This window comes from Pantoea phosphatilytica, from assembly GCF_051025615.1.
Classification (GTDB): domain Bacteria; phylum Pseudomonadota; class Gammaproteobacteria; order Enterobacterales; family Enterobacteriaceae; genus Pantoea.
Genome location: NZ_JBPFDF010000001.1, coordinates 851,349 through 870,555, shown reverse-complemented (window position 1 = coordinate 870,555; position 19,207 = coordinate 851,349). Strand labels below are relative to the sequence as shown.

General features: G+C 58.3%; 18 protein-coding genes. 10 read left to right on the top strand and 8 right to left on the bottom strand.

Annotated features, from left to right (window positions below; translation table 11 throughout):
* Nucleotides 1-352: 352 nt before the first annotated feature.
* The 9 genes from ACR6AS_RS04400 (at nucleotide 353) to ACR6AS_RS04360 (ending at nucleotide 11,088) form a co-directional block, all read left to right on the top strand.
* Nucleotides 353-1,165 carry a DeoR/GlpR family DNA-binding transcription regulator gene (locus ACR6AS_RS04400; protein WP_293769773.1) on the top strand — a complete coding sequence of 271 codons (813 nt, stop codon included), beginning with the start codon at nucleotides 353-355 and terminating at the stop codon, nucleotides 1,163-1,165.
* A gap of 915 nt (nucleotides 1,166-2,080) precedes the next feature.
* Nucleotides 2,081-2,572, top strand: coding sequence for an SH3 domain-containing protein (locus ACR6AS_RS04395; RefSeq protein WP_199560011.1), 492 nt, complete (start codon nucleotides 2,081-2,083; stop codon nucleotides 2,570-2,572).
* An 85-nt stretch (nucleotides 2,573-2,657) separates the two neighbouring features.
* Nucleotides 2,658-3,875, top strand: coding sequence for a type IVB secretion system protein IcmH/DotU (icmH, locus tag ACR6AS_RS04390; protein ID WP_111140238.1), 1,218 nt, complete (start codon nucleotides 2,658-2,660; stop codon nucleotides 3,873-3,875).
* Nucleotides 3,876-5,996 carry a type VI secretion system membrane subunit TssM gene (gene tssM / locus ACR6AS_RS04385; RefSeq protein ID WP_111140239.1) on the top strand — a complete coding sequence of 707 codons (2,121 nt, stop codon included), beginning with the start codon at nucleotides 3,876-3,878 and terminating at the stop codon, nucleotides 5,994-5,996. It begins immediately after the preceding gene.
* Nucleotides 5,997-6,003: 7 nt separating this feature from the next.
* Nucleotides 6,004-6,702 (top strand): type VI secretion system-associated protein TagF, encoded by a 699-nt coding sequence (gene tagF / locus ACR6AS_RS04380; RefSeq protein WP_111140240.1) that lies wholly within the window; start codon nucleotides 6,004-6,006, stop codon nucleotides 6,700-6,702.
* 36 nt (nucleotides 6,703-6,738) lie between these two features.
* Nucleotides 6,739-7,875, top strand: coding sequence for a type VI secretion system-associated FHA domain protein TagH (tagH, locus tag ACR6AS_RS04375; RefSeq protein WP_111140241.1), 1,137 nt, complete (start codon nucleotides 6,739-6,741; stop codon nucleotides 7,873-7,875).
* Nucleotides 7,872-8,648, top strand: a complete 777-nt coding sequence (locus ACR6AS_RS04370) for a PP2C family protein-serine/threonine phosphatase (RefSeq protein WP_293769758.1) — start codon at nucleotides 7,872-7,874, stop codon at nucleotides 8,646-8,648. Before tagH ends, ACR6AS_RS04370 begins: the two co-directional genes overlap by 4 nt.
* Before the next feature lie 14 nt (nucleotides 8,649-8,662).
* Entirely contained in the window at nucleotides 8,663-9,616 is a 954-nt protein-coding gene (locus ACR6AS_RS04365; protein WP_293769755.1) for a hypothetical protein, read from the top strand.
* Between the two features lie 44 nt (nucleotides 9,617-9,660).
* Nucleotides 9,661-11,088 carry a serine/threonine protein kinase gene (locus tag ACR6AS_RS04360; protein WP_111140244.1) on the top strand — a complete coding sequence of 476 codons (1,428 nt, stop codon included), beginning with the start codon at nucleotides 9,661-9,663 and terminating at the stop codon, nucleotides 11,086-11,088.
* A 43-nt stretch (nucleotides 11,089-11,131) separates the two neighbouring features.
* Here the strand turns inward: ACR6AS_RS04360 and ACR6AS_RS04355 are convergent, their stop codons facing one another.
* The gene (locus ACR6AS_RS04355; protein WP_199560012.1) at nucleotides 11,132-11,806 is read right to left on the bottom strand and encodes a gamma-glutamylcyclotransferase; all 675 of its coding nucleotides are present in this window, start codon (nucleotides 11,804-11,806) and stop codon (nucleotides 11,132-11,134) included.
* 223 nt (nucleotides 11,807-12,029) lie between these two features.
* The gene (gene chaB, locus ACR6AS_RS04350) at nucleotides 12,030-12,260 is read right to left on the bottom strand and encodes a putative cation transport regulator ChaB (protein ID WP_111140246.1); all 231 of its coding nucleotides are present in this window, start codon (nucleotides 12,258-12,260) and stop codon (nucleotides 12,030-12,032) included.
* A 372-nt stretch (nucleotides 12,261-12,632) separates the two neighbouring features.
* Between chaB and chaA the strand changes: the two genes are divergently transcribed.
* Nucleotides 12,633-13,724: a sodium-potassium/proton antiporter ChaA gene (gene chaA, locus ACR6AS_RS04345; protein WP_111140247.1), complete on the top strand. Its 1,092-nt coding sequence runs from the start codon at nucleotides 12,633-12,635 to the stop codon at nucleotides 13,722-13,724.
* Nucleotides 13,725-13,786: 62 nt separating this feature from the next.
* On the opposite strand, the gene kdsA is transcribed toward chaA, so the two are convergent.
* The 6 genes from kdsA to hemA are packed head-to-tail and all read right to left on the bottom strand — an operon-like array spanning nucleotide 13,787 to nucleotide 19,108.
* A complete protein-coding gene (gene kdsA / locus ACR6AS_RS04340; protein ID WP_111140248.1) occupies nucleotides 13,787-14,641 on the bottom strand; it encodes a 3-deoxy-8-phosphooctulonate synthase in 855 nt (284 codons plus the stop codon).
* Between the two features lie 25 nt (nucleotides 14,642-14,666).
* On the bottom strand, nucleotides 14,667-15,476 hold the full coding sequence (gene sirB1, locus ACR6AS_RS04335) for an invasion regulator SirB1 (protein ID WP_111140249.1): 810 nt from the start codon (nucleotides 15,474-15,476) through the stop codon (nucleotides 14,667-14,669).
* A 1-nt stretch (nucleotide 15,477) separates the two neighbouring features.
* Nucleotides 15,478-15,870, bottom strand: a complete 393-nt coding sequence (locus ACR6AS_RS04330; RefSeq protein ID WP_111140250.1) for a SirB2 family protein — start codon at nucleotides 15,868-15,870, stop codon at nucleotides 15,478-15,480.
* Nucleotides 15,871-15,872: 2 nt separating this feature from the next.
* Nucleotides 15,873-16,727, bottom strand: coding sequence for a peptide chain release factor N(5)-glutamine methyltransferase (prmC, locus tag ACR6AS_RS04325; RefSeq protein ID WP_293769739.1), 855 nt, complete (start codon nucleotides 16,725-16,727; stop codon nucleotides 15,873-15,875).
* Nucleotides 16,727-17,809 carry a peptide chain release factor 1 gene (gene prfA / locus ACR6AS_RS04320; RefSeq protein WP_293769736.1) on the bottom strand — a complete coding sequence of 361 codons (1,083 nt, stop codon included), beginning with the start codon at nucleotides 17,807-17,809 and terminating at the stop codon, nucleotides 16,727-16,729. Before prfA ends, prmC begins: the two co-directional genes overlap by 1 nt.
* Before the next feature lie 42 nt (nucleotides 17,810-17,851).
* Nucleotides 17,852-19,108, bottom strand: coding sequence for a glutamyl-tRNA reductase (gene hemA, locus ACR6AS_RS04315; RefSeq protein WP_128084708.1), 1,257 nt, complete (start codon nucleotides 19,106-19,108; stop codon nucleotides 17,852-17,854).
* Between the last annotated feature and the right edge of the window lie 99 nt (nucleotides 19,109-19,207).

Genomic DNA, 19,207 nt, shown 5'->3' with positions numbered 1-19,207 from the left:
CCCACTCTCTCCCTCAGATTTTTGCTGCCGCCAGTGATTCAATCATTTTCGAACAAAAATATATGCTATCGAAAAGAAACGTTGTGTGGGGCAGATCAAATTTCGACCATCTGCTTTCCTGCCCGGCTTATCTGGTTGAAAAGACGTGATCTGGCTTCCAGTAAGCAAATAAAGTCTGCCGCCTGCAATCAGAAAAGCGTGAGAGATTCAATAGCCTGACTGTTTTTTATTTTCGTTCGAAAATGAAAGCCCTCTCCGGCCATCTCGCATTCGCAAAAACGGCGCGTTAAACTCAGCTCCGTAGAGGTTATTTGCCCGACCCGACAGATGATTGGAAAAGGGAGCATTTCGATTGAAAAGCAAAAGTGAGCAGTTCGCTGATATGCAGCAACGCCGCGAGAAAATCCTGGAGATGATCCGTGAAGATGGCACGGTGACGGTCAAGGCGCTGACGGAAACCTTCGGGCTGACCGAAGCGACGTTACGCAGCGACCTGCGTATGCTGCAAAAACAGGGCTTTGTGCAGCGCTACCACGGTGGTGCAACGCTGATGACGGGTAAGCAGAACACCGGCGCGATGCTGCTGGAGCGGCAGACGCATCTGGAAGAGAAAGAGGCGATTGGCCGGCTGGCGGCGCAGCATATCGAAAATGGTGATACGGTGATTTTTGATTCCGGCACCACCACCACGGCGATCACGGATGCCATCAGCCATATCCGCCGCCTCTCTGTGGTCACGACGGCGGTCAATATCGCCCTGAAACTGGGCGGCGAGCCGGGGATCAATATCCTGCTGACCGGCGGCACCTTTAAATTCCCGACGCTTTCCACCTCCGGTGAAAAAGCCGCCAGCTTCTTCGAAAATGTGCTGGCCGAAAAACTCTTTCTGGCCACGGCCTGCATCTCACCGCGCCTGGGGCTGAGCTTTCCGAGTGAAACCGACATCAAGGTTAAACTGGCGATGATCAACTCCGCCAGTACGGTTTATGTGGTCGCGGACTCCAGCAAAATCGACAAGGTTTCCATGTTTGCGATGCCGTGTGACTGGAGCAACATCCACTACCTGATCACCGACAGCGGCATCAGTGCCGCACAGGTAAAAGCGTTTGAAGCACTGGGCGTGAAGGTGCTGGTGGCACCTCTGCCGCTGAAGCGGGCAATGTAGTAACCGGCGATCGGGGCGGAAGCGAAAACTGTACACCCCCAAAGCCGCAACCGGCAAAACTCCTCACCGCCGCCACGCGGGCAGGAAAGGCCCGCCTGAAAAGCACAGCGTGCGAGCCAGGGATGGCGAGCCCGATCCGCAGGGAAGCGGGACTCCTTTGCGATCAGGCGGGTCTTTCCGGCACGACGCACCGCGCTTCCCGCGCTCACCGCTCACTTAACCGCACGCCCCCAAACTCGCAACCGGCAAAACTCCGCACCGTCGCCGAGCGGGCAGGAAAGGCCCGCCTGAAGAGCACAGCGTGCGAGCCAGGGATGGCGAGCCCGATCCGCAGGGAGGCGGGACTCCTTTGCGATCAGGCGGGTCTTTTCTGCACGATGCGCCGCGCTTTCCGCGCACTTAACCGCGCTTCCCGCCCGCGCCTCACCCATCCACCTCACCCCGCCATTAAAACGCCGTTAAAGCAAAAGACGTGCCGTTATCTGGAAAACAGGGGGCCAGAACAGGCGCGTAAATTCTGATTTTTATGAGATTCATAACTCAAATCGATAAAATTTTTCACCAGAAAGTTATTAGAAAATCTTAATAGTTTCCAATTGAATCCATTGCATGTCAGAATGCATAACACTGTTAAGAACAAGTTTGTCCCTGCGATCATTCAGTTCGCTTTAACTATCGCATTCGCTGGCGCTTTTCTTACCCCGAAACCCGCCGCCAAAGTGCCCGCTATCACGCATTCACAACAGGTGCAATGGTTTGAATTCTCAAAAGTCTTAGGTAGACTAATCGCGTTACTATCCTGATGTAATCTGACCTTTTTCTTTTACAGAATTTCGGCACGATGCGGCGCGATAAACAGCGTCTCCTGCATCGGGCCTGGCAATATGCAGATACTTTGATGAGATCACGAGGAACATGGTGAAAAAGAGTCTTGCGTTAACGCTGCTGGCGGTGCTTACCCTGGCAGGCTGTAAGGCCCCGCCGCCGCCCGTTACAGATGATACGCTGGTCACCAGCGAAATTAACGGCGTCAAACTGGTCCATCGACACGCTGTCGCGGCACCGACGGAATTCGAACCGGTCAACCAGACCTGGCGCGCACTCTATGGCGCCTCCGTCATGACCTCGCCTGACTACGGCGGCAAAGTCGTCCGCTATCTCGAAACGGGTAAACCTTTTGAAGTATTAGGTAACGTCGAACACAACTGGCTGGCGATTGCTGACCAGGCCGATGGCCCGTTAATTGGTTATGTTCCGTTAAAAGCGGGCGTGGAAAGTAGCCGCTACGATGCCACCCTGCAGAGCGATCGCCCCCGTCCGCGCAAAGCGAAACAAGTCTGTGTCGCCGTGGGCGGCGCCAGCAAAGCCTGTCGGACGAACGATACCGCGACCTGGATCTTAGACTGATTATGAAATCCGGCGCATATTGCCCGCAGCACTGTCCCGGTCTGCGGGTACAGGGATTTGCCATTGGCTGGAAGATCACGAATTAATGACTGTGGAATCTCCGGCGCGTGAAGCGCCTCCCTCAGGCAATGAGAATCTCTTACTGCAGGCTGCCGCGCCACTGCTGAACGCGGTGGTGCAGATTCGTCAGGCAGCCACGCATGACGACCCTGCAGGGCTGCGCCAGTCGCTGATCGATGAAATCCGCCAGTTTGAACAACGCTGCAAACAGGCCGGGCTGCCGTTTGAAATGATTATCGGCGCACGTTACTGCATCTGTAGCGCGCTGGATGAAGCGGCGGCACAAACCCCCTGGGGCACGCGTGGCGTCTGGTCAGGCAACGGCATGCTGGTCACCTTTCACAACGAAAGCTGGGGCGGCGAAAAATTCTTCCAGCTGCTCTCACGCATTTCACAAAGCCCGCAACAGCACCTCTGGCTGCTGGAGGTAGTGCAGTACTGCCTGCTGCTGGGCTATGAAGGCCGTTATCGCGGCAGTGAAAATGGCCGCATCCAGTGCGAAGGCATCCGCAAACGCCTGAAAATCCTGATTGATGAGACGCGTGCTCAGCGCCAGACGCCGCAACCACCGCTGGTGGAGGTGCATCCGCTGGTCAGCACCCTCGCCCGCCCGATGGTGCCGCTCTGGGCCTGCGCTATGCTGGTCGCGCTAATCGGCTGCCTGATCTACAGCGGCCTCAACTGGCGACTCGGCAACGCTGCCGAACCGCTGCTGCGCACGCTCTATCAGATGCCGCTTCCGCAGATCACTGCAGGTCGCCGTCCCTCTTCTCCGCAGGCACTGCTCGATCTGCGCCAGCGCCTGAACGATGTCATTGCCGCCGGACAGCTCGAAGTCAGCGACGGCGCCTTTGGCAGCAAAGTGATCATCCCGGCGGACAAACTCTTTGCCGAACAGGGCACCGTGATCAACCCGGTTGGCCGCGCGCTGATCGCCCGCGTCTCCGCGGCCATGAAAGATGTGAAAGGCACCATTCTGGTCTCGGTCTTTACCGACGATCATCCGGTGGATAACAGCCGCTTTGCCTCCAGTTACGAATTTTCTTTTGCCCGGGCCCGCGCTATCACCCAGTTACTGCAGCTTCAGCTGGCTGACGGCCATACGGTGCGATCTGAGGGCCGTGGCGACAGCGATCCGCTCCTGCCTAACGACAGCAGTGAAAACCGTACACGTAACCGCCGCGTTGAAATCACCCTGTTTGCCGCGCCTGAAACGCTCAGTAATCATCAAGGAGCACAATAAATGCGCGCTTCTCTCCGTTTGCTGCTCACGCATCGTCTGCTGTGGAGCTTTATTGGCGTCACGGCGCTGAGCTGCCTGGTCTGGATGCTCGGACCCTTCTGGTCATGGGGCGAATCACGCCCGCTGGAATCGGTGCTGCCGCGCCAGCTTACCGTAAGCGTTCTCTACTTTCTCTGGATCCTGTTCCAGCTGATTCCGTCACTCTACCGTGCCTGGTTCAACAGCCGCCTGCTGACGCAGCTCGAAGTAAGCGGCAACGACGATCCGGCAGAACGTCAGATCACAGAAGAACGACTCAATCAGCGCTTCAGCGAAGCGGTGTTACAGCTTAAGCGCACCCAGTTTGGCCGTCGTCACAGCGGCAGCCTGCTGTCGCGCATCAACGCCAGTTATCTCTATCAGCTGCCCTGGTATCTGGTCATGGGTGCGCCGGGTGCCGGCAAGACGACCGCGCTGTTTAACGCCGGGCTCGACTTCCCGCTGACCGACACGCTGGGCAAAACGGCCATCCGCGGCGTCGGCGGCACCCGTAACTGTGACTGGTGGTTTACGGACAGTGCGGTCCTGATCGACACCGCCGGTCGCTATGCGCTGCAGGAGAGCCAGCGCGTGCGCGATGCGGCGGAGTGGCACACCTTCATCAACCTGCTCAAACGTTACCGTACCCGCCAGCCGATTAACGGCGTCATCATGACCATCAGCGTGGCCGACCTGCTGAGTGACTCTGCCGAAGCCCGCTTCGCCCAGGCCAGCGCGCTGCGTGAGCGCATGGCGGAACTGCATCAGCAGACCGGCATTCACTTCCCGGTGTATGTGATGGTAACCAAAACCGATTTGCTTAAAGGCTTCATGAGCTATTTCGGCGCGATTGATAAGGCACGACGTGACGCAATCTGGGGATTCACCTTTAACCGGGAACCGGCTAAGCCACACAAAGATGACTGGCATCGCCATTTTGGTCAGCAGTTCCAGCGGCTGGAACAGCAGCTTCAGGAGCAGCTGGCGGAGCAAATGACGCAGGAACGCGACCTTAACGAGCGTGCTGAGTGCTTTCTCTTTCCGCAGGAGTTCGCCTCGCTGCGTCCGCTGCTGAACGAATACCTGGATATCGTCTTCTCTGATCATCAGGATGCGGTTGCCTGGAGCCCGCGTGGCCTCTTCTTCACCAGTGGCACCCAGGAAGGTCTGCCATTTGATCGGGTCATGGGGGAACTGAGCCGCAAACTGCAACTCCGTCAGGCAGGGGAACACTCGATCGCCGCCTGGGACAGCGTGAACCGCAACAGCCCGATCCCTGGCAACAAAGGCCAGAGCTTCTTTATTCGTGACCTGCTCAGCAATCTGATTTTCAAAGAGAGCGGTCTGGCGGGCAGCAACCGCCGCTGGGAGTACCGTAATCAGCTCTTCCACTGGATAGGCTATGGCGTGCTGGCGGGTGCTCTGTTGATTGCCACGGGTCTCTGGAGCCTCAGCTACTATCAGAACCAGCACTATCTGCAGCAGGTCGCCGCGCGAATACCGGCGATCCGCACACAGAGTCAGCAGGTGATTCATCAGCCTGCTGATAATATTTTTGATCTGCTACCCTTTCTGAATAACCTGGTGAAGCTGCCGCTGTCGGAACGTTTTTCTCTCGATAATCCGCCGCTTACTATGCGGGCCGGCTTATATCGCGGCAGCCAGGTCAGCGATGCCGCATGGGTGCTTTATCAAAATGCGCTTAAGTCTCTGCTGCTGCCCCGTGTCGCTCAGCAGATTACAAACATCCTGCGCAACGATCCGGGTGACGATAATGCCTACAGCCGTAATGCGCTGCGCGCCTATCAGATGCTCTATCAGCCACGCAATTATGATGGCGAGTTTTTGCGGGCCTGGCTGCTGCAGAATTTACAGCGAAGCCTGCCCGATACGGTCAGCGCCCGCGACCTGCAACAGCTCGACTGGCATCTGAGCCAGCTGCTGGATCAGCAGATACAGTCGTCGCCTTATGCGCGGGATAATGCCCTGATGATGCGCAAGCTGGCTGAAAATCTGAACATTGCGGGTCAGAACGGAGCGGTGCTGGCAGTGTCGCCCGCGCATCCGGCGCCGCAGTCAAACCCGCACAACGGGTCATGGTGAGGTGAATATGGCGGTTTACACGGCCCCCGGCTGGTATGGCAAGCTGCCGTCAACCGGTGACTTTCTGCATCGCCGGCTGAGCGAGCAGCAGATCGGCCCGTGGAATCACTGGTTTCAGCAGGGATTGATCCACTGGCATCAGCAGGCCTGGTCCTTCAGCGCGGACTTTCTTCACGCGCCGGTGTGGAACTTTGTTCTGCCGGTGACCGCGACCCGGCCGCAGATACAGATGGGCTGCTTACTGCCCTCCTGTGACCGCGTCGGGCGCGCCTGGCCGCTGCTGGCGCTGCACAGTTTTTCGCTGGCGCAGTGGCATCCTGCCCAGCTGACCATCTCCGGCGACTGGTTTCAGGACCTGGGCGCGACGCTGTTGCAGGCGGTGCAGACGCCACTGAATGGTGAGCAACTGGAACAGCAGATCCAGGCCCTGCCGCCGCTGATGGTGCCCGCGCGGAAGCCGTCCGAGATCATGGATGTGATTGGTTTTCAGGATCTGCCCTGTACGCTGAGCTGGCGTGAAGTGGCTGAACGTTTCGATCCACAGCAGCATATGAGCTACTGGTGGAGTAACCGCAGTGATGGTTTTGCCCATGCGACCCACAAGCATAGCGGCAACCTCACAGCGCAACTGTTTTCGTTACTGTTTAACCCGGCTGCAGGTTCACAGCCGGGGCGTAATGGCCTCTATCCTCCGATGTTCGAGTGAGGCCGGATGCGTTTGCCGTCTAATCTGGGATAACTCATGCAATTTACCATTGTGCAATGCACTACGGATGTTCCGGTCAGAAGCGTCGCGTTTCAGCCCCCTGGCGGCACCATTGGCCGCAGTCAGGACAACGATCTGGTGCTGCCGGATGAAACACGCGCAATTTCGCGGCTGCAGGCGCTGGTTCACCTCTCCCATGATGGCGAGTGCCGCCTGACCAATCAGGGCAGCGTCACGCCGGTGGAACACAACGGCCTGACGCTGGGGCGCGGGATGCAGGTCGTGCTGAAACATGGCGATGCGCTGCGGATAGGCGACTATGCCCTGGAGGTGCGTGATCCCGCCTGCCAGGACACACAGAGCGATCCCCTGGCGCTGTTTGCCGGTGACAGCGCCGAGCCAGCCAATCCCCTGGGCATCCACGAACATCATGAGGTCGAGGCGTCGCTGCTGGTCAGCGAGACGCCACCTTCGCGCCATGAACGCCACACCGACGCCCGGCTGGCGATCGATCCGCAGGCCAGTGAGCCGCGCAGGGCGCTGACGACGCAGCCTGCAGACCAGGACAGACTCATCGCAGCCCTGCTGGATGGAATGGGGCTAAGCAACGGCCACGCCACGCCGGTGGATGAAGAGCAGATGCGCATCACGGGCCGGATGTTAAGCCTCTTCTCGCAGGGCACCGTGGCGCTGCTCTCGTCGCGATCCATCCTCAAGCGCGGCGTCAAAGCGGACATGACGATGATCCTGAACGAGGCAAATAACCCGTTCAAGATCCTGCCCTCCGGCAAAACGGTACTGATGCAGATGTATCAGAGCCAGATGCCTGGCTTTATGCCGCCGGAACAGGCGGTGCGCGATGCGCTGGTCGATTTGCAGGCCCACCAGCTGGGCATGATTGCCGGTATCCGCGCCATTATCGCGGCGATGCTGCAATCCTTTAATCCACAGCGGCTGGAGGAGCAGGCGCGCGCCGATGGCGTGGTGTCAAAACTGCCCTTCTCCACCGTTAAAAAGGCGGCAATGTGGGACTATTTTATCCGTAATTATCAGCGAACCGCTGGCGAGATCGAGGACGATTTCCACACGCTGTTTGGCGAAGCCTTTCTTCATGCCTATGACATGGAGGTCAATCAGTATAAAGACTCTCAGACGCGGGTGGATGAAGCATGAAGATCGTTTTTGCCAGCCGCTGCCAGCAGGGGCTGCGTGATGAGAATCAGGATCGCACAGGCGCCGAGCTGGATGAGCGTAAAGCCTGTTTCGTGGTCTGCGATGGCGTGGCCGGTCTGCCCGGCGGTGAGAGAGCAGCGCAACTGGTGCGTGACACCCTGCTGAGCCAGTTGCAGGCGTGTGAGGCGTTTACGCCGGAACGCACCCGTCAGGCGATTGAATATTGCCGCGTCGCGCTGCATGAGGAACAGGGTAAAAATCCGAAATATTCGCGTATGAGCACCACGCTGGCGGCCCTGTTTATTGACCGCGAAAAACAGCGGGCATGGTGGGCGCATGCCGGTGATAGCCGGGTTTATCACTTCCGGCGTGGCGTGCTGCATGAGGTCACCCGTGACCACAGCCTGGCGCAGCAGCTGAAAGAAGCGGGCTATGAAAATACCGGCATTAACAGTAATTTACTTTATAATGCGCTCGGCGCTGAGCCGCCTCGCTTAGTGAGCTTCTCGCAGGAGATTGCCCTTGAGGATGGTGATGCTTTTCTGGTCTGCACCGATGGTTTCTGGCTGAACCTGACCAGCGGTGAGATGGAGCAGGCGCTGCGCATGGTCAATGCCTGTGAAGAGTGGCTGGCTCTGATGGAACAGGCGGTAAGCCGCAGTGTAAAAAAAGACAATCTCAGCGCCCTGGCGGTCTGGATTGGTGAGCCGGAAGAGGCCACCCTGCTCTATTCACTGGCTGATTCGGCGCGCTTCCTGCCGCCTCGATTTTGATTCCAAGGATCCTTATGAAACTGTGGTTGCCCGGCATCATGACTCTGCTGATTGCCTTTCACGCCCAGGCTGAAAATTATCGTGTCGTCTACTCCCCCAGCCTGGCGCTGGAGGTTTATATCGACAACGTGGTGAGCAAAGCGCCTGATGACTGGTGTAAAGAGACGCTGCCCCTGCGCATCGTCTCCGGCAAAAGCAAGGATTCATCGGTGCTGACCACCTTTTTACCCCGCGTCGGTACCCTGCTGGCGAATCAGTGTGGCTTACTGGATGAACTGCCCTGGCAGATGACCAACAAAGAAGGCGGCGTGCTGGCCAGCGGCAGCGCCAGCAAACTGCAGAACTGGCGGCCTATCGTGATGGCCGATGCCACCGCCAGCGCCAGCGCCACCAACGCCGCGCCGCTCGATCTGTCACGGCCCGCGGACAGCACGCCGCTGCAACATTTTGATCTTCCCAGCGGCTGCCATTTCCGTACTGCCTGGGATGAAAATGCCCGCACCCTGTTTATACCGGACGTCAGTAAGCAGCAGTGCTCACCGGATGGCTGGGCAGAGGGTAAAAGTGAGCTGATGCTGGCAACCCCGGAACAGACGACACCGGTGGCCGTGACCTTCTATCAGGGCTATCCCATCGCCAGCCTGAACATTCCGGACAGCAAGCTGGAGGTCATTGCTGCGAACAACCAGCGCATGATCGTCACGCGCGCAGACGCGGCTGACAGCTGGCTGGTCCTGCCCTTTGATACCCGGCAACATGTGTGGCGCTTCAACGGTGCCCTGTTGATCAAAATGGATAAGAATGCTGCGCAGCAGGATGCTGACGCTGTGAAGTCACGAGTCGATACGTTGCGCAGCCAGTGGGCGCCCTATTTCATGCCACAGCAAAAAGTGAATGTGTTACTTATCGACACCCTGCACGCGGATCTGGCCGATCCCGCTATCGGTGCCTGGCGTAACATCAATTAATTACCGCGCAGCCTGGCGAGCAGGCCGTGTACAGAGAGTTCACTATGTCGGCAAATGATAATCCGAAAACCGTTCCGAATGCCCTGCCTGACGGATACCGTTTTAACGAATTTGAGATCAAAGAAGTGATCGGCGGCGGCGGCTTTGGCATCGTCTATCGTGCCTGGGATCACCAGCTCGAACGCACGATTGCCATCAAAGAGTACATGCCGGTTTCACTGGCGGTCCGTGCCGCCGACTTAACGCTGGAGCTGCGCGGTGAGCGTTTCCAGAAGCTGTTTAATGCCGGACTGAACAGTTTTATACAGGAGGCCCGGCTGCTGGCCCGCTTTAACCATCCCGGCTTGCTGCATGTGCTGCGCTTCTGGGAGCAGAACGGCACCGCCTATATGGGCACGCTCTATTACAGCGGGATGACGCTGAAAGAGTGGCAGCTCACCAGCCCGGCGTCGATCCCGGAAGCCTGGATCCGTCGCCTGCTGCCGCCCCTGCTGGGTGCCATCAGTACTATCCATCAGGCGGGCTATCTGCATCGCGATATCTCGCTCGACAATATCCAGATTCAGGAGAACCAGCTGCCGGTGCTGCTCGATTTCGGCTCGGCGCGCAAAGAAATTGGCAACCTCTCCGATGAAACGGAGATCATGCTCAAACCCGGCTTTGCGCCGATTGAGCAGTACAGCGAAGAGGGGGAGGTCGAACAGGGGCCCTGGACCGACATCTACGCCCTGGGCGCGGTGCTGCATAGCCTGATTACCGGCAACCCTCCGCCGGTGAGCGTGGTGCGCTGCATTGAAGATAACTATCAGCCGCTGACAGAGCGCCAGCCCGAGGGCTACTCCCTGCCGCTGCTGCATGCCATCGACTGTGCGCTGGCGATGAAACCTGGCGATCGCCCGCAGACCATTGATGCCTTTGCCGCCCTCACCGACCTGCCCGTCAGCGATGTCGAGGCGGTGGTAAACAGTTTCCCGGTGCCGGGCGAGCCGCCTGTACTGCCGGCTGAAGAGCCCGCTGAGGTCACGGCACCGGTTGTAATGGCGATGAATCCGGCCTCTGCATCGGCGGAGCCGGTGACGCCGCGCGCGGTGCGCCGGCTGTCACCGGGATTACTGGCGCTGGCCGCCGTCGCGTTGCTGGCGGTGGGCATCACTGTCTGGCTGGCTAACCGCCCTGCCGCCGCACCGGAGCAGGTGAACAGCCGCCCGGCCGCAGCGCAGACGCCGCCAGCCGCCCCCCAGGCGGCGGCCGTGCCAGCGGCGCTGGCCACTGTCTATCTTAAACTTGCCAGCGGCGAGAGCGTGGCGCTGAACGGGCAGCCGGTCGAGGTGAAACCTGGCAGCAGCGGATTCGCGGCGCTGAATCTGGCGGCGGGACAGTACAGGATCGATGTCAGCAATGGCAGTCAGACGCATACCCAGTCCCTGACGATTGATAAGCCCGGCACCTGGCTGATTAATCCGGGTAACTGATTGCGGGATCGAAAAAGGGCGCGACCCTGTCGCGCCCCCCTGCTCAGGCCTGCTTCGGCCAGGCCTGCTGCAGCATCCGCACCTGCTGCGCCAGCCGGCTCAGACTCTCCTCCTGCACACCGCGTCGGCTCAGCTCCTCTTCCAGCGCAAACAGATACTGCGCATTCGTGCCCAGCGGGCCGCTGGCCGCCGCAATCAGGGGCGCAACCGCCTCCGGGCAGGAGTCCGATTCATAAAGTGGATGGCGCGGGTCCATAATAAAGGTCAGCGCCGTCACGCTGCGTCCATCATCAAGTTGCAGCTCACACCACGTTGGCAGATAGCAGCCGGTGATCATTTCGCGTTTCCACAGCAGCATCAGCTCTTCCTGCAGCCGCGCTTCCGGCAGCCGGAACGCCAGGCCCGTGGTGCGTCCGCCCTGCTTCAGCGCCAGCATCCGGCCAGGATGCGCGGCGGTACCGCGACCAGCAATCAGCCGCAGGCAGAACGCCCGATGCCAGCCCTCCAGTGAGCCGGAGGCTACTTCATCCGCTTCGAAAATCGGATTCCACATCAGCGAGCCGTAACCAAAGATCCATACCGGGCTGTGATCGGGACGACAGGCCAGGGTGGCTGCCAGTGAGGCCGCACGCTGCTCGCAACTCCAGAGCAGCGTCTCTTCAATATCCCCGAACGACGTTTTACAATCCGCTTTTAATAGAAATTCCCGGGTAAGCAATGCGACCTCCTCAACTTCAACGGCGTCCTGCGAAAAGCTCCTGTAGCATGATCTCCAAAACGGCACTGCGTTTCGTTCATTAATCGACAGTAATCTATTTCCGCGCGGGGTTTCAAGCGTGATTCCGGTCGCAGGTTAAAAAAAACCAGATAATCCTGATAGCGCAGACGTAAAAAAGGGCCAGATATGCCTGGCCCTTTACGGTTTTGAGGCTAGCGGCCAATTAGGTTTTGCGGTGCCACTTATCATCGTCCCCTTTTTCATACTCTTTTTTCACGGCGGACCAGGCTACCTTGTGGGCCACCTCCTCCCGTGAGTCGTCGCCGCGACGATCCTCCGCCTCTTTGTACTGGTCCCAGGCACTGTTAAAGGCCTGCTGATAGATATCCTGAGCGTGGGCGGGCAGAACGTGCTGAACGCTGTCGGGTAACTCGCTGCGGTTTGAGTAAGGCATATCGGCTCCTGTGTCATGGATTCCTGCTAAGCCTGGCGCAGGCCCGGCAGATTGCAAACCCCGATTTATCGTCACTTAAGCAGAAAAATGCGCTTTAGCCCGGACAACTCACTATCAGAACGGGTTTTCTGCGGGTTTTAATGGCGGATTGTTGAGAAAGTCAAAGTGGTTCTCTGCTGATTATCCTCGCAATAATTGAGATAACATCAGGTTAATCCCCCTTTATGCTGTTATGCTGCTTAAGTAAAAAGTAGTAAATTTCTCCCGTTCGGGGCGGTGAAAAGTTAAACTGCGGACTACCCTGAAACTGATTATATTTTTAACAGCAGCATCCGCTGTGTCCGGATAATCATTAACCAGAGAGGATGGTGAATGCCTTCACATGAAAAAACACGTCACAAGGAGTTCTCGCTGATATTGCCCCTTATCACGCTGGGAATACTCTATTTCTTTGGTGCTGACACCTCATTCCCTGTCGTGGTCGGCATCAACATTGTGGCGCTGATTGCCATTCTGAGCAGCGCATTCAGCGTGGTGCGTCATGCAGACGTTCTGGCGCACCGGCTCGGTGAACCCTATGGCTCCCTGATCCTGAGTCTCTCCGTGGTGATCCTGGAAGTGAGTCTGATCTCGGCGCTGATGGCGACCGGTGACGCTGCGCCCGGACTGATGCGCGACACCCTTTATTCAATCGTGATGATTGTGACCGGCGGGCTGGTAGGCTTCGCGCTGCTGCTGGGCGGTAATAAATTTGCGACGCAGTACGTGAATCTGGCGGGGGTCAAACAGTATCTGATTGCGATCTTCCCGCTGGCGATCTTAGTGCTGGTGTTTCCCAATGCGCTGCCGGGCGGCAACTTCTCTATCACGCAGGCGCTGCTGATTGCCGCCATTTCTGCGGCAATGTATGGCGTCTTCCTGCTGATCCAGACCAAAACCCATCAGAGCCTGTTTGTTTACGAGCATGAAGATGAGAGCGATGACGGCGATCCGCATCATGGCAAGCCTTCCGCACACAGCAGCCTCTGGCACACCGTCTGGCTGATCGTTCATCTGATTGCGGTCATTACCGTGACCAAAATGAATGCCAATACGCTGGAAAACCTGCTGACCGAGATGAATGCCCCGGCGCAGTTCACCGGCTTCCTGGTAGCGCTGCTGATCCTCTCACCAGAGGGACTGGGAGCAATCAAGGCCGTGCTGATGAATCAGGTGCAGCGTGCGATGAACCTCTTCTTCGGCTCGGTGCTGGCGACCATCTCGTTGACCGTTCCGGCGGTGACCATCATCGCGACGCTGACCGGGCAGGAGCTTATCTTCGGGCTGGAGCCGCCGCAGATGGTGATCATGATGGCGTCGCTGATCCTCTGTCAGATCTCTTTCTCCACCGGCCGCACCAATGTGCTGAACGGCGCCGCGCATCTGGCGCTGTTTATCGGTTATCTGATGACCATCATGCTCTAGAGCCAGCCGGCGACAGACGAAAAAAAAGAGCGATTTCTCGCTCTTTTTTTTTACCGCAACGCTTACTTGCTGGTATCGAGTTCTGCGAAGCTCTTGACCAGATCGTCAATCGCTTTCATCTGCACCAGGAACGGCTCCAGCTTATCCAGCGGCAGCGCGGACGGGCCGTCGCACAAGGCGTGGTCCGGGTCCGGATGCGCTTCGATAAACAGGCCAGCGATGCCAACGGCCATACCGGCACGCGCCAGCTCAGCCACCTGCGCGCGACGACCGCCTGATGCCGCGCCAAAGGGATCGCGGGTCTGCAGCGCGTGGGTCACGTCGAAAATCACCGGGCTGTTTTTGGTGACTTTCTTCATCACGTTGAAGCCGAGCATATCGACAACCAGATTGTCGTAACCGAAGTTGCTGCCGCGGTCGCACAGGATCACTTTCTCGTTGCCGCCTTCAGCGAACTTGTCCACGATGTTACCCATCTGGCCAGGGCTGACAAACTGCGGCTTCTTGACGTTGATAACCGCGCCGGTCTTCGCCATCGCTTCCACCAGATCGGTCTGACGCGCCAGGAAGGCAGGCAGCTGGATCACATCCACCACCTCAGAAACCGGCTGCGCCTGCGCAGCTTCATGTACGTCGGTGATAATTTTTACGCCGAAGGTCTGCTTCAGCTCCTGGAAAATCTTCATTCCCGCTTCCAGGCCCGGGCCACGGTAAGAGTGAATTGAGGAGCGGTTCGCCTTGTCAAAAGAGGCTTTGAAAACGTAAGGAATACCGAGTTTACTGGTGACGGTGACGTAATGTTCGCAGATGCGCATTGCCAGGTCGCGCGACTCCAGCACGTTCATTCCGCCAAACAGCACAAATGGCAGATCGTTTGCTACGTTGATCTCGCCAATACTCACGACTTTCTGTGTCATGCCCTTTCCTTTTCTGGGGGTCCGCTTAGTGCAGCGTGACCTGTTTTTGTTCGATTGCGTGAATCTGAACTTTGATCATCTCGCTGACCGGGTCTTCAGGACACTGCTCAACGAAGTAGTTTAAATCATTCAGAGCGATATGTTCGCACTCCAGCTGCGCGTAGATCAAACCGCGATCGCGGATTTCGTAGGGATCGTCAGGATCGATGCGCAGCAGCACCTGACTGACGTTCAGCGCCAGCTCCATCTTCTTCTCTTCCATCAGCGCCGCTTTCAGCGTGTCGAGCATTTTGCGCATTACGGTGACGGTTTTGGCTTCGTCGAGATCGTCGTCATACAGGCGCGCTGTCGGGCTGATGTTGCCCTTGAGCCACACTTCCAGCGTATGCCGGTCGAGCGTTTCACCATTAAACGGATTAATCATCCACTTATCGCCATCGATCCAGTCGGCGCGCAGAATCAACTGCGTCGGGAAGATCACCGGCATCAGCGGCAAATCCAGCTCAGCGGCGATATGCAGCAGAATAACGCCGAGTGAGACCGCCGTGCCCTGACGGGTCTTCAGCACATTGTCGATCCAGAGTGCATCGGAGAGATTGTAGACGCCGCTGGCACCGCCAAATCCCCACTGACGATAAAAGAGCTCCAGCAGCTTTTCGAGCTGCAGGTCGGCATCTTCGGTATGGCTGACGTAGTCACGGGCTTCGGCCACTAATGCCGCAAGTTGTGCTTCCACCGACAGCGCCGGAAAATCGGACCGGATGGCAAGCGTGGCGCCAATCACCGCTTCACACAGCGGTGTCTGGCTGAAATCTAATTGGTCGGTCGAGGTCATGCTATCCCCATAACGGCATTTTGGTCAGCGCCAGCGTAATGATGGTCACCAGGGCGATTAAGGCGATCAGAAAAGCGATCCATCGGGTGCGATCAGTACGTGGACGGCGACTCAATGCCACAAATCCTAAGGCGATGTAGATGATAACCGCTAAAAGCTTCTCCGTCAGCCAGCTTCCTTGCGGTGTGAAGGGATAGAAGTGCGTTATCAGCACCAGCAGGACGCCGGTCACCAGCAGCAGCGTGTCATTGGCGTGCGGCAGAATGCGCACCCAGCGGCGGGTCAGCATCGCCGACCCCTGCCGCAGCCAGTAAAAACGCAGCAGGAACAGCGTCACGGTGATCCACACCGTCGCCAGGTGCAGATTTTTAATCAGAGGATAAAAAGCGGCCATTATCAATCCTTTTCAGAGCGCAGTGACGGAGGGAACTGCCCCAGGGTCACGCGCGGATTGCCGCCGTAATCCTGGAGGGTTTCAACGGCGTGATAGCCGGTCTGTCGCATCAGCGCAGCCACCGCCTCGCCCTGCTGCCAGCCATGTTCCAGCAGCAGCCAGCCGCCCGGCAGCAGCCAGTCGGGCGCCTGTTCAATGAGCGTGCGCAGATCCGCCAGTCCCGCCTCCTCCGCCACCAGCGCGCTGCGCGGTTCAAATCGCACATCGCCCTGCTCCAGATGAACATCGCTGGCGTCAATGTAGGGGGGGTTACTGACAATGAGGGTAAACCGCTGCGGTGGCAGCGCCCGAAACCAGTGGCTGAGCAGGAAGCGGGTATTGCTCAGGCTCAGATGCTGCGCGTTGCTCTCTGCCAGCTCAACCGCGGCCGGGATCCGGTCAACGCCGGTTACCTGACAGTCGGGCCGCTCGCTGGCCAGCGCCAGCGCAATCGCGCCGGTACCGGTGCCCATATCCAGAATCGTCGCCGGGGTTGCGGGCAGATGGCGCAGCGCCTCTTCCACCAGCAGCTCCGTATCGGGACGCGGGATCAGCGTGGCGTCATTGACCCGCAGGGGCAGCGACCAGAACTCGCGCTCACCCACCAGATGCGCTACCGGCTCACCCCGTGCACGACGCGCCAGCAGGCTCTCCAGCTGCGCGAGCTGCGCTTCGCTGAGCACCGTTTCATCAAAGGCGATTAACCAGCTGCGGGACTTACCGGTCACAAAGCCTAACAGGATCTCTGCGTCACGCTTAGGGCTGTCACCACCGCAGAGCGTGGCGACGGCCTGTTTCAGCCAGTGACGAATATCCATCAATCCTGACCAGCCAGCGCCGCCAGCTGATCCGCCTGGTACTCCTGCACGATCGGCTCAATCAGGCTGTCAATCTTACCTTCCATCACTTCATCCAGACGGTAGATGGTCAGGTTGATGCGGTGATCGGTAACGCGGCCCTGCGGGAAGTTATAGGTACGGATACGGTCGGAACGGTCGCCGCTGCCTAACAGGTTGCGGCGGGTGCTGGCTTCGGCAGCCTGACGACGGGCCATCTCTGCGGCGTGAATACGCGAACCCAGCACCGCCAGCGCTTTGGCTTTGTTTTTATGCTGGGAACGTTCATCCTGACACTCCACCACGATGCCGGTTGGCAGGTGGGTAATACGGATCGCGGAATCGGTGGTGTTAACGTGCTGACCGCCCGCACCGGATGAGCGGAAGGTATCGATTTTCAGATCCCCGGCGTTAATCTCGGGCAGTTCCGCTTCCGGGATCTCTGGCATTACAGCGACGGTACAGGCGGAGGTGTGGATACGGCCCTGAGATTCGGTTTCCGGCACGCGCTGCACGCGGTGTCCGCCCGACTCAAACTTCATGCGGCCATAGGCACCGTCACCAGTAATACGGGCAATCACCTCTTTGTAGCCGCCATGCTCGCCTTCATTGGCGCTGACGATTTCCACACGCCAGCGACGCGCTTCCGCATAGCGGCTGTACATACGGAACAGATCGCCGGCAAAAATGGCGGCTTCATCACCACCGGTTCCGGCGCGCACTTCGACAAAACAGGCGCGCTCATCATCGGGATCTTTCGGCAGCAGCAGAACCTGCAATTGTTGCTCGAGCGCGTCGCTCTTCTCGCGCGCTTCCTGTAACTCTTCCTGCGCCATGTCGCGCATTTCCGGGTCATCCAGCATCTGCTGCGCGGTGTCGATATCGTCCTGCACCTGCTGCCAGTCGCGGAAACAACGGCTCACGTCGGTCAGCTGCGCATATTCGCGTGACAGCGCACGGAAACGCTCCTGATCGGCGATCACGCCAGCATCGCCCAGCATCGCTTCCACTTCTTCGTGGCGCTCCTGCAGTGCTTCCAGTTTGGCAACTATAGAGGTTTTCATTTAAATGTGGGATTCCCGTAACAGGTGGCGACAGCGGTGTGCCTAATCGAGACCCAGGCTGTCGCGTAAAATCTGCAGGCGTTCATTATCGCCGTCGCGGGCGGCCTGCTGAAGTGATTTGGTTGGAGCATGGATTAAACGGTTAGTCAGCTTGTGCGCCAGTTCCTGCATGATTTTCTGCGGATCGCCGCCCTGTTGCAGGGCCTGCAGCGCACGGCCTTCCAGCTCAGCACGGATCTCATCCGCCTGAGAACGGTATTCCCGGATGGTATTGACCGCACCCTGCGAGCGCAGCCACGCCATAAATTCACTGCTTTCCTGCACGACGATGTTTTCGGCCTGCACCGCCGCCGCTTTACGCTGCGCCAGGTTCTGCTCGATAATCGCCTGCAGATCGTCCACGCTGTAGAGATAGGCGTTAGGCAGATCGCCCACTTCCGGCTCCACATCGCGCGGTACGGCAATATCGACCAGCAGCATCGGTTTGTTGCGTCGCGCTTTCAGGGCGCGCTCCATCATCCCCTTGCCGATAATCGGTAACGGACTGGAGGTGGAGGAGATAATAATGTCCGCTTCGGCCAGGCGGGCGTCGATCTCTGCCAGCGTGATCACCTCAGCGCCCACTTCTGACGCCAGCGTTTCGGCGCGTTCGCGGGTCCGGTTGGCGATGATCAGGTTTTTGACCTGATGTTCACGCAGATGACGCGCCACCAGCTCAATGGTCTCGCCCGCGCCCACCAGCAATACGTTGACCGATGAGAGTGATTCGAAAATCTGACGCGCCAGGGTACAGGCGGCAAACGCCACCGACACCGCATTGGCCCCGATATCGGTTTCCGTGCGGACGCGCTTGGCGACCGAGAAAGTTTTCTGGAACATGCGTTCCAGTTCGCTGCTCAGCGCCTGACCGCGTGAGGAGTCCGCAAAAGCTTTCTTGACCTGACCCAGGATCTGCGGCTCGCCGAGCACCAGTGAATCGAGTCCGCTGGCAACGCGCATCAGGTGGCTGACAGCCTCGTTATCCTGATGCCAGTAGAGGCTGTTGCGCACATCCTCTTCATTCAGCTGATGATAATTGCACAACCAGCTCACCAGACGCGCCTGTAAATCGGCCTGCTGCTCTACACTCAGGTAGAGCTCGGTCCGGTTACAGGTGGACAGCACCACACCGCTCTGCACCATTGGCTGTGATAACAGGCTGTTTAATGCCTGCTCAAGCGTCTCCGGCCCGAACGAAACACGTTCGCGCAGAGCAATGGGGGCGGTCTTGTGGTTGATTCCGAGAGCGAGCAGCGTCATGGTAGTTTTGGTTGGGATGTCCCAATAATGTCAGGGTTTTGTGATGCGCATTCTACAAGATGCGGCAGATCAAGAAAAGCCATACAAAGGCTATGACTG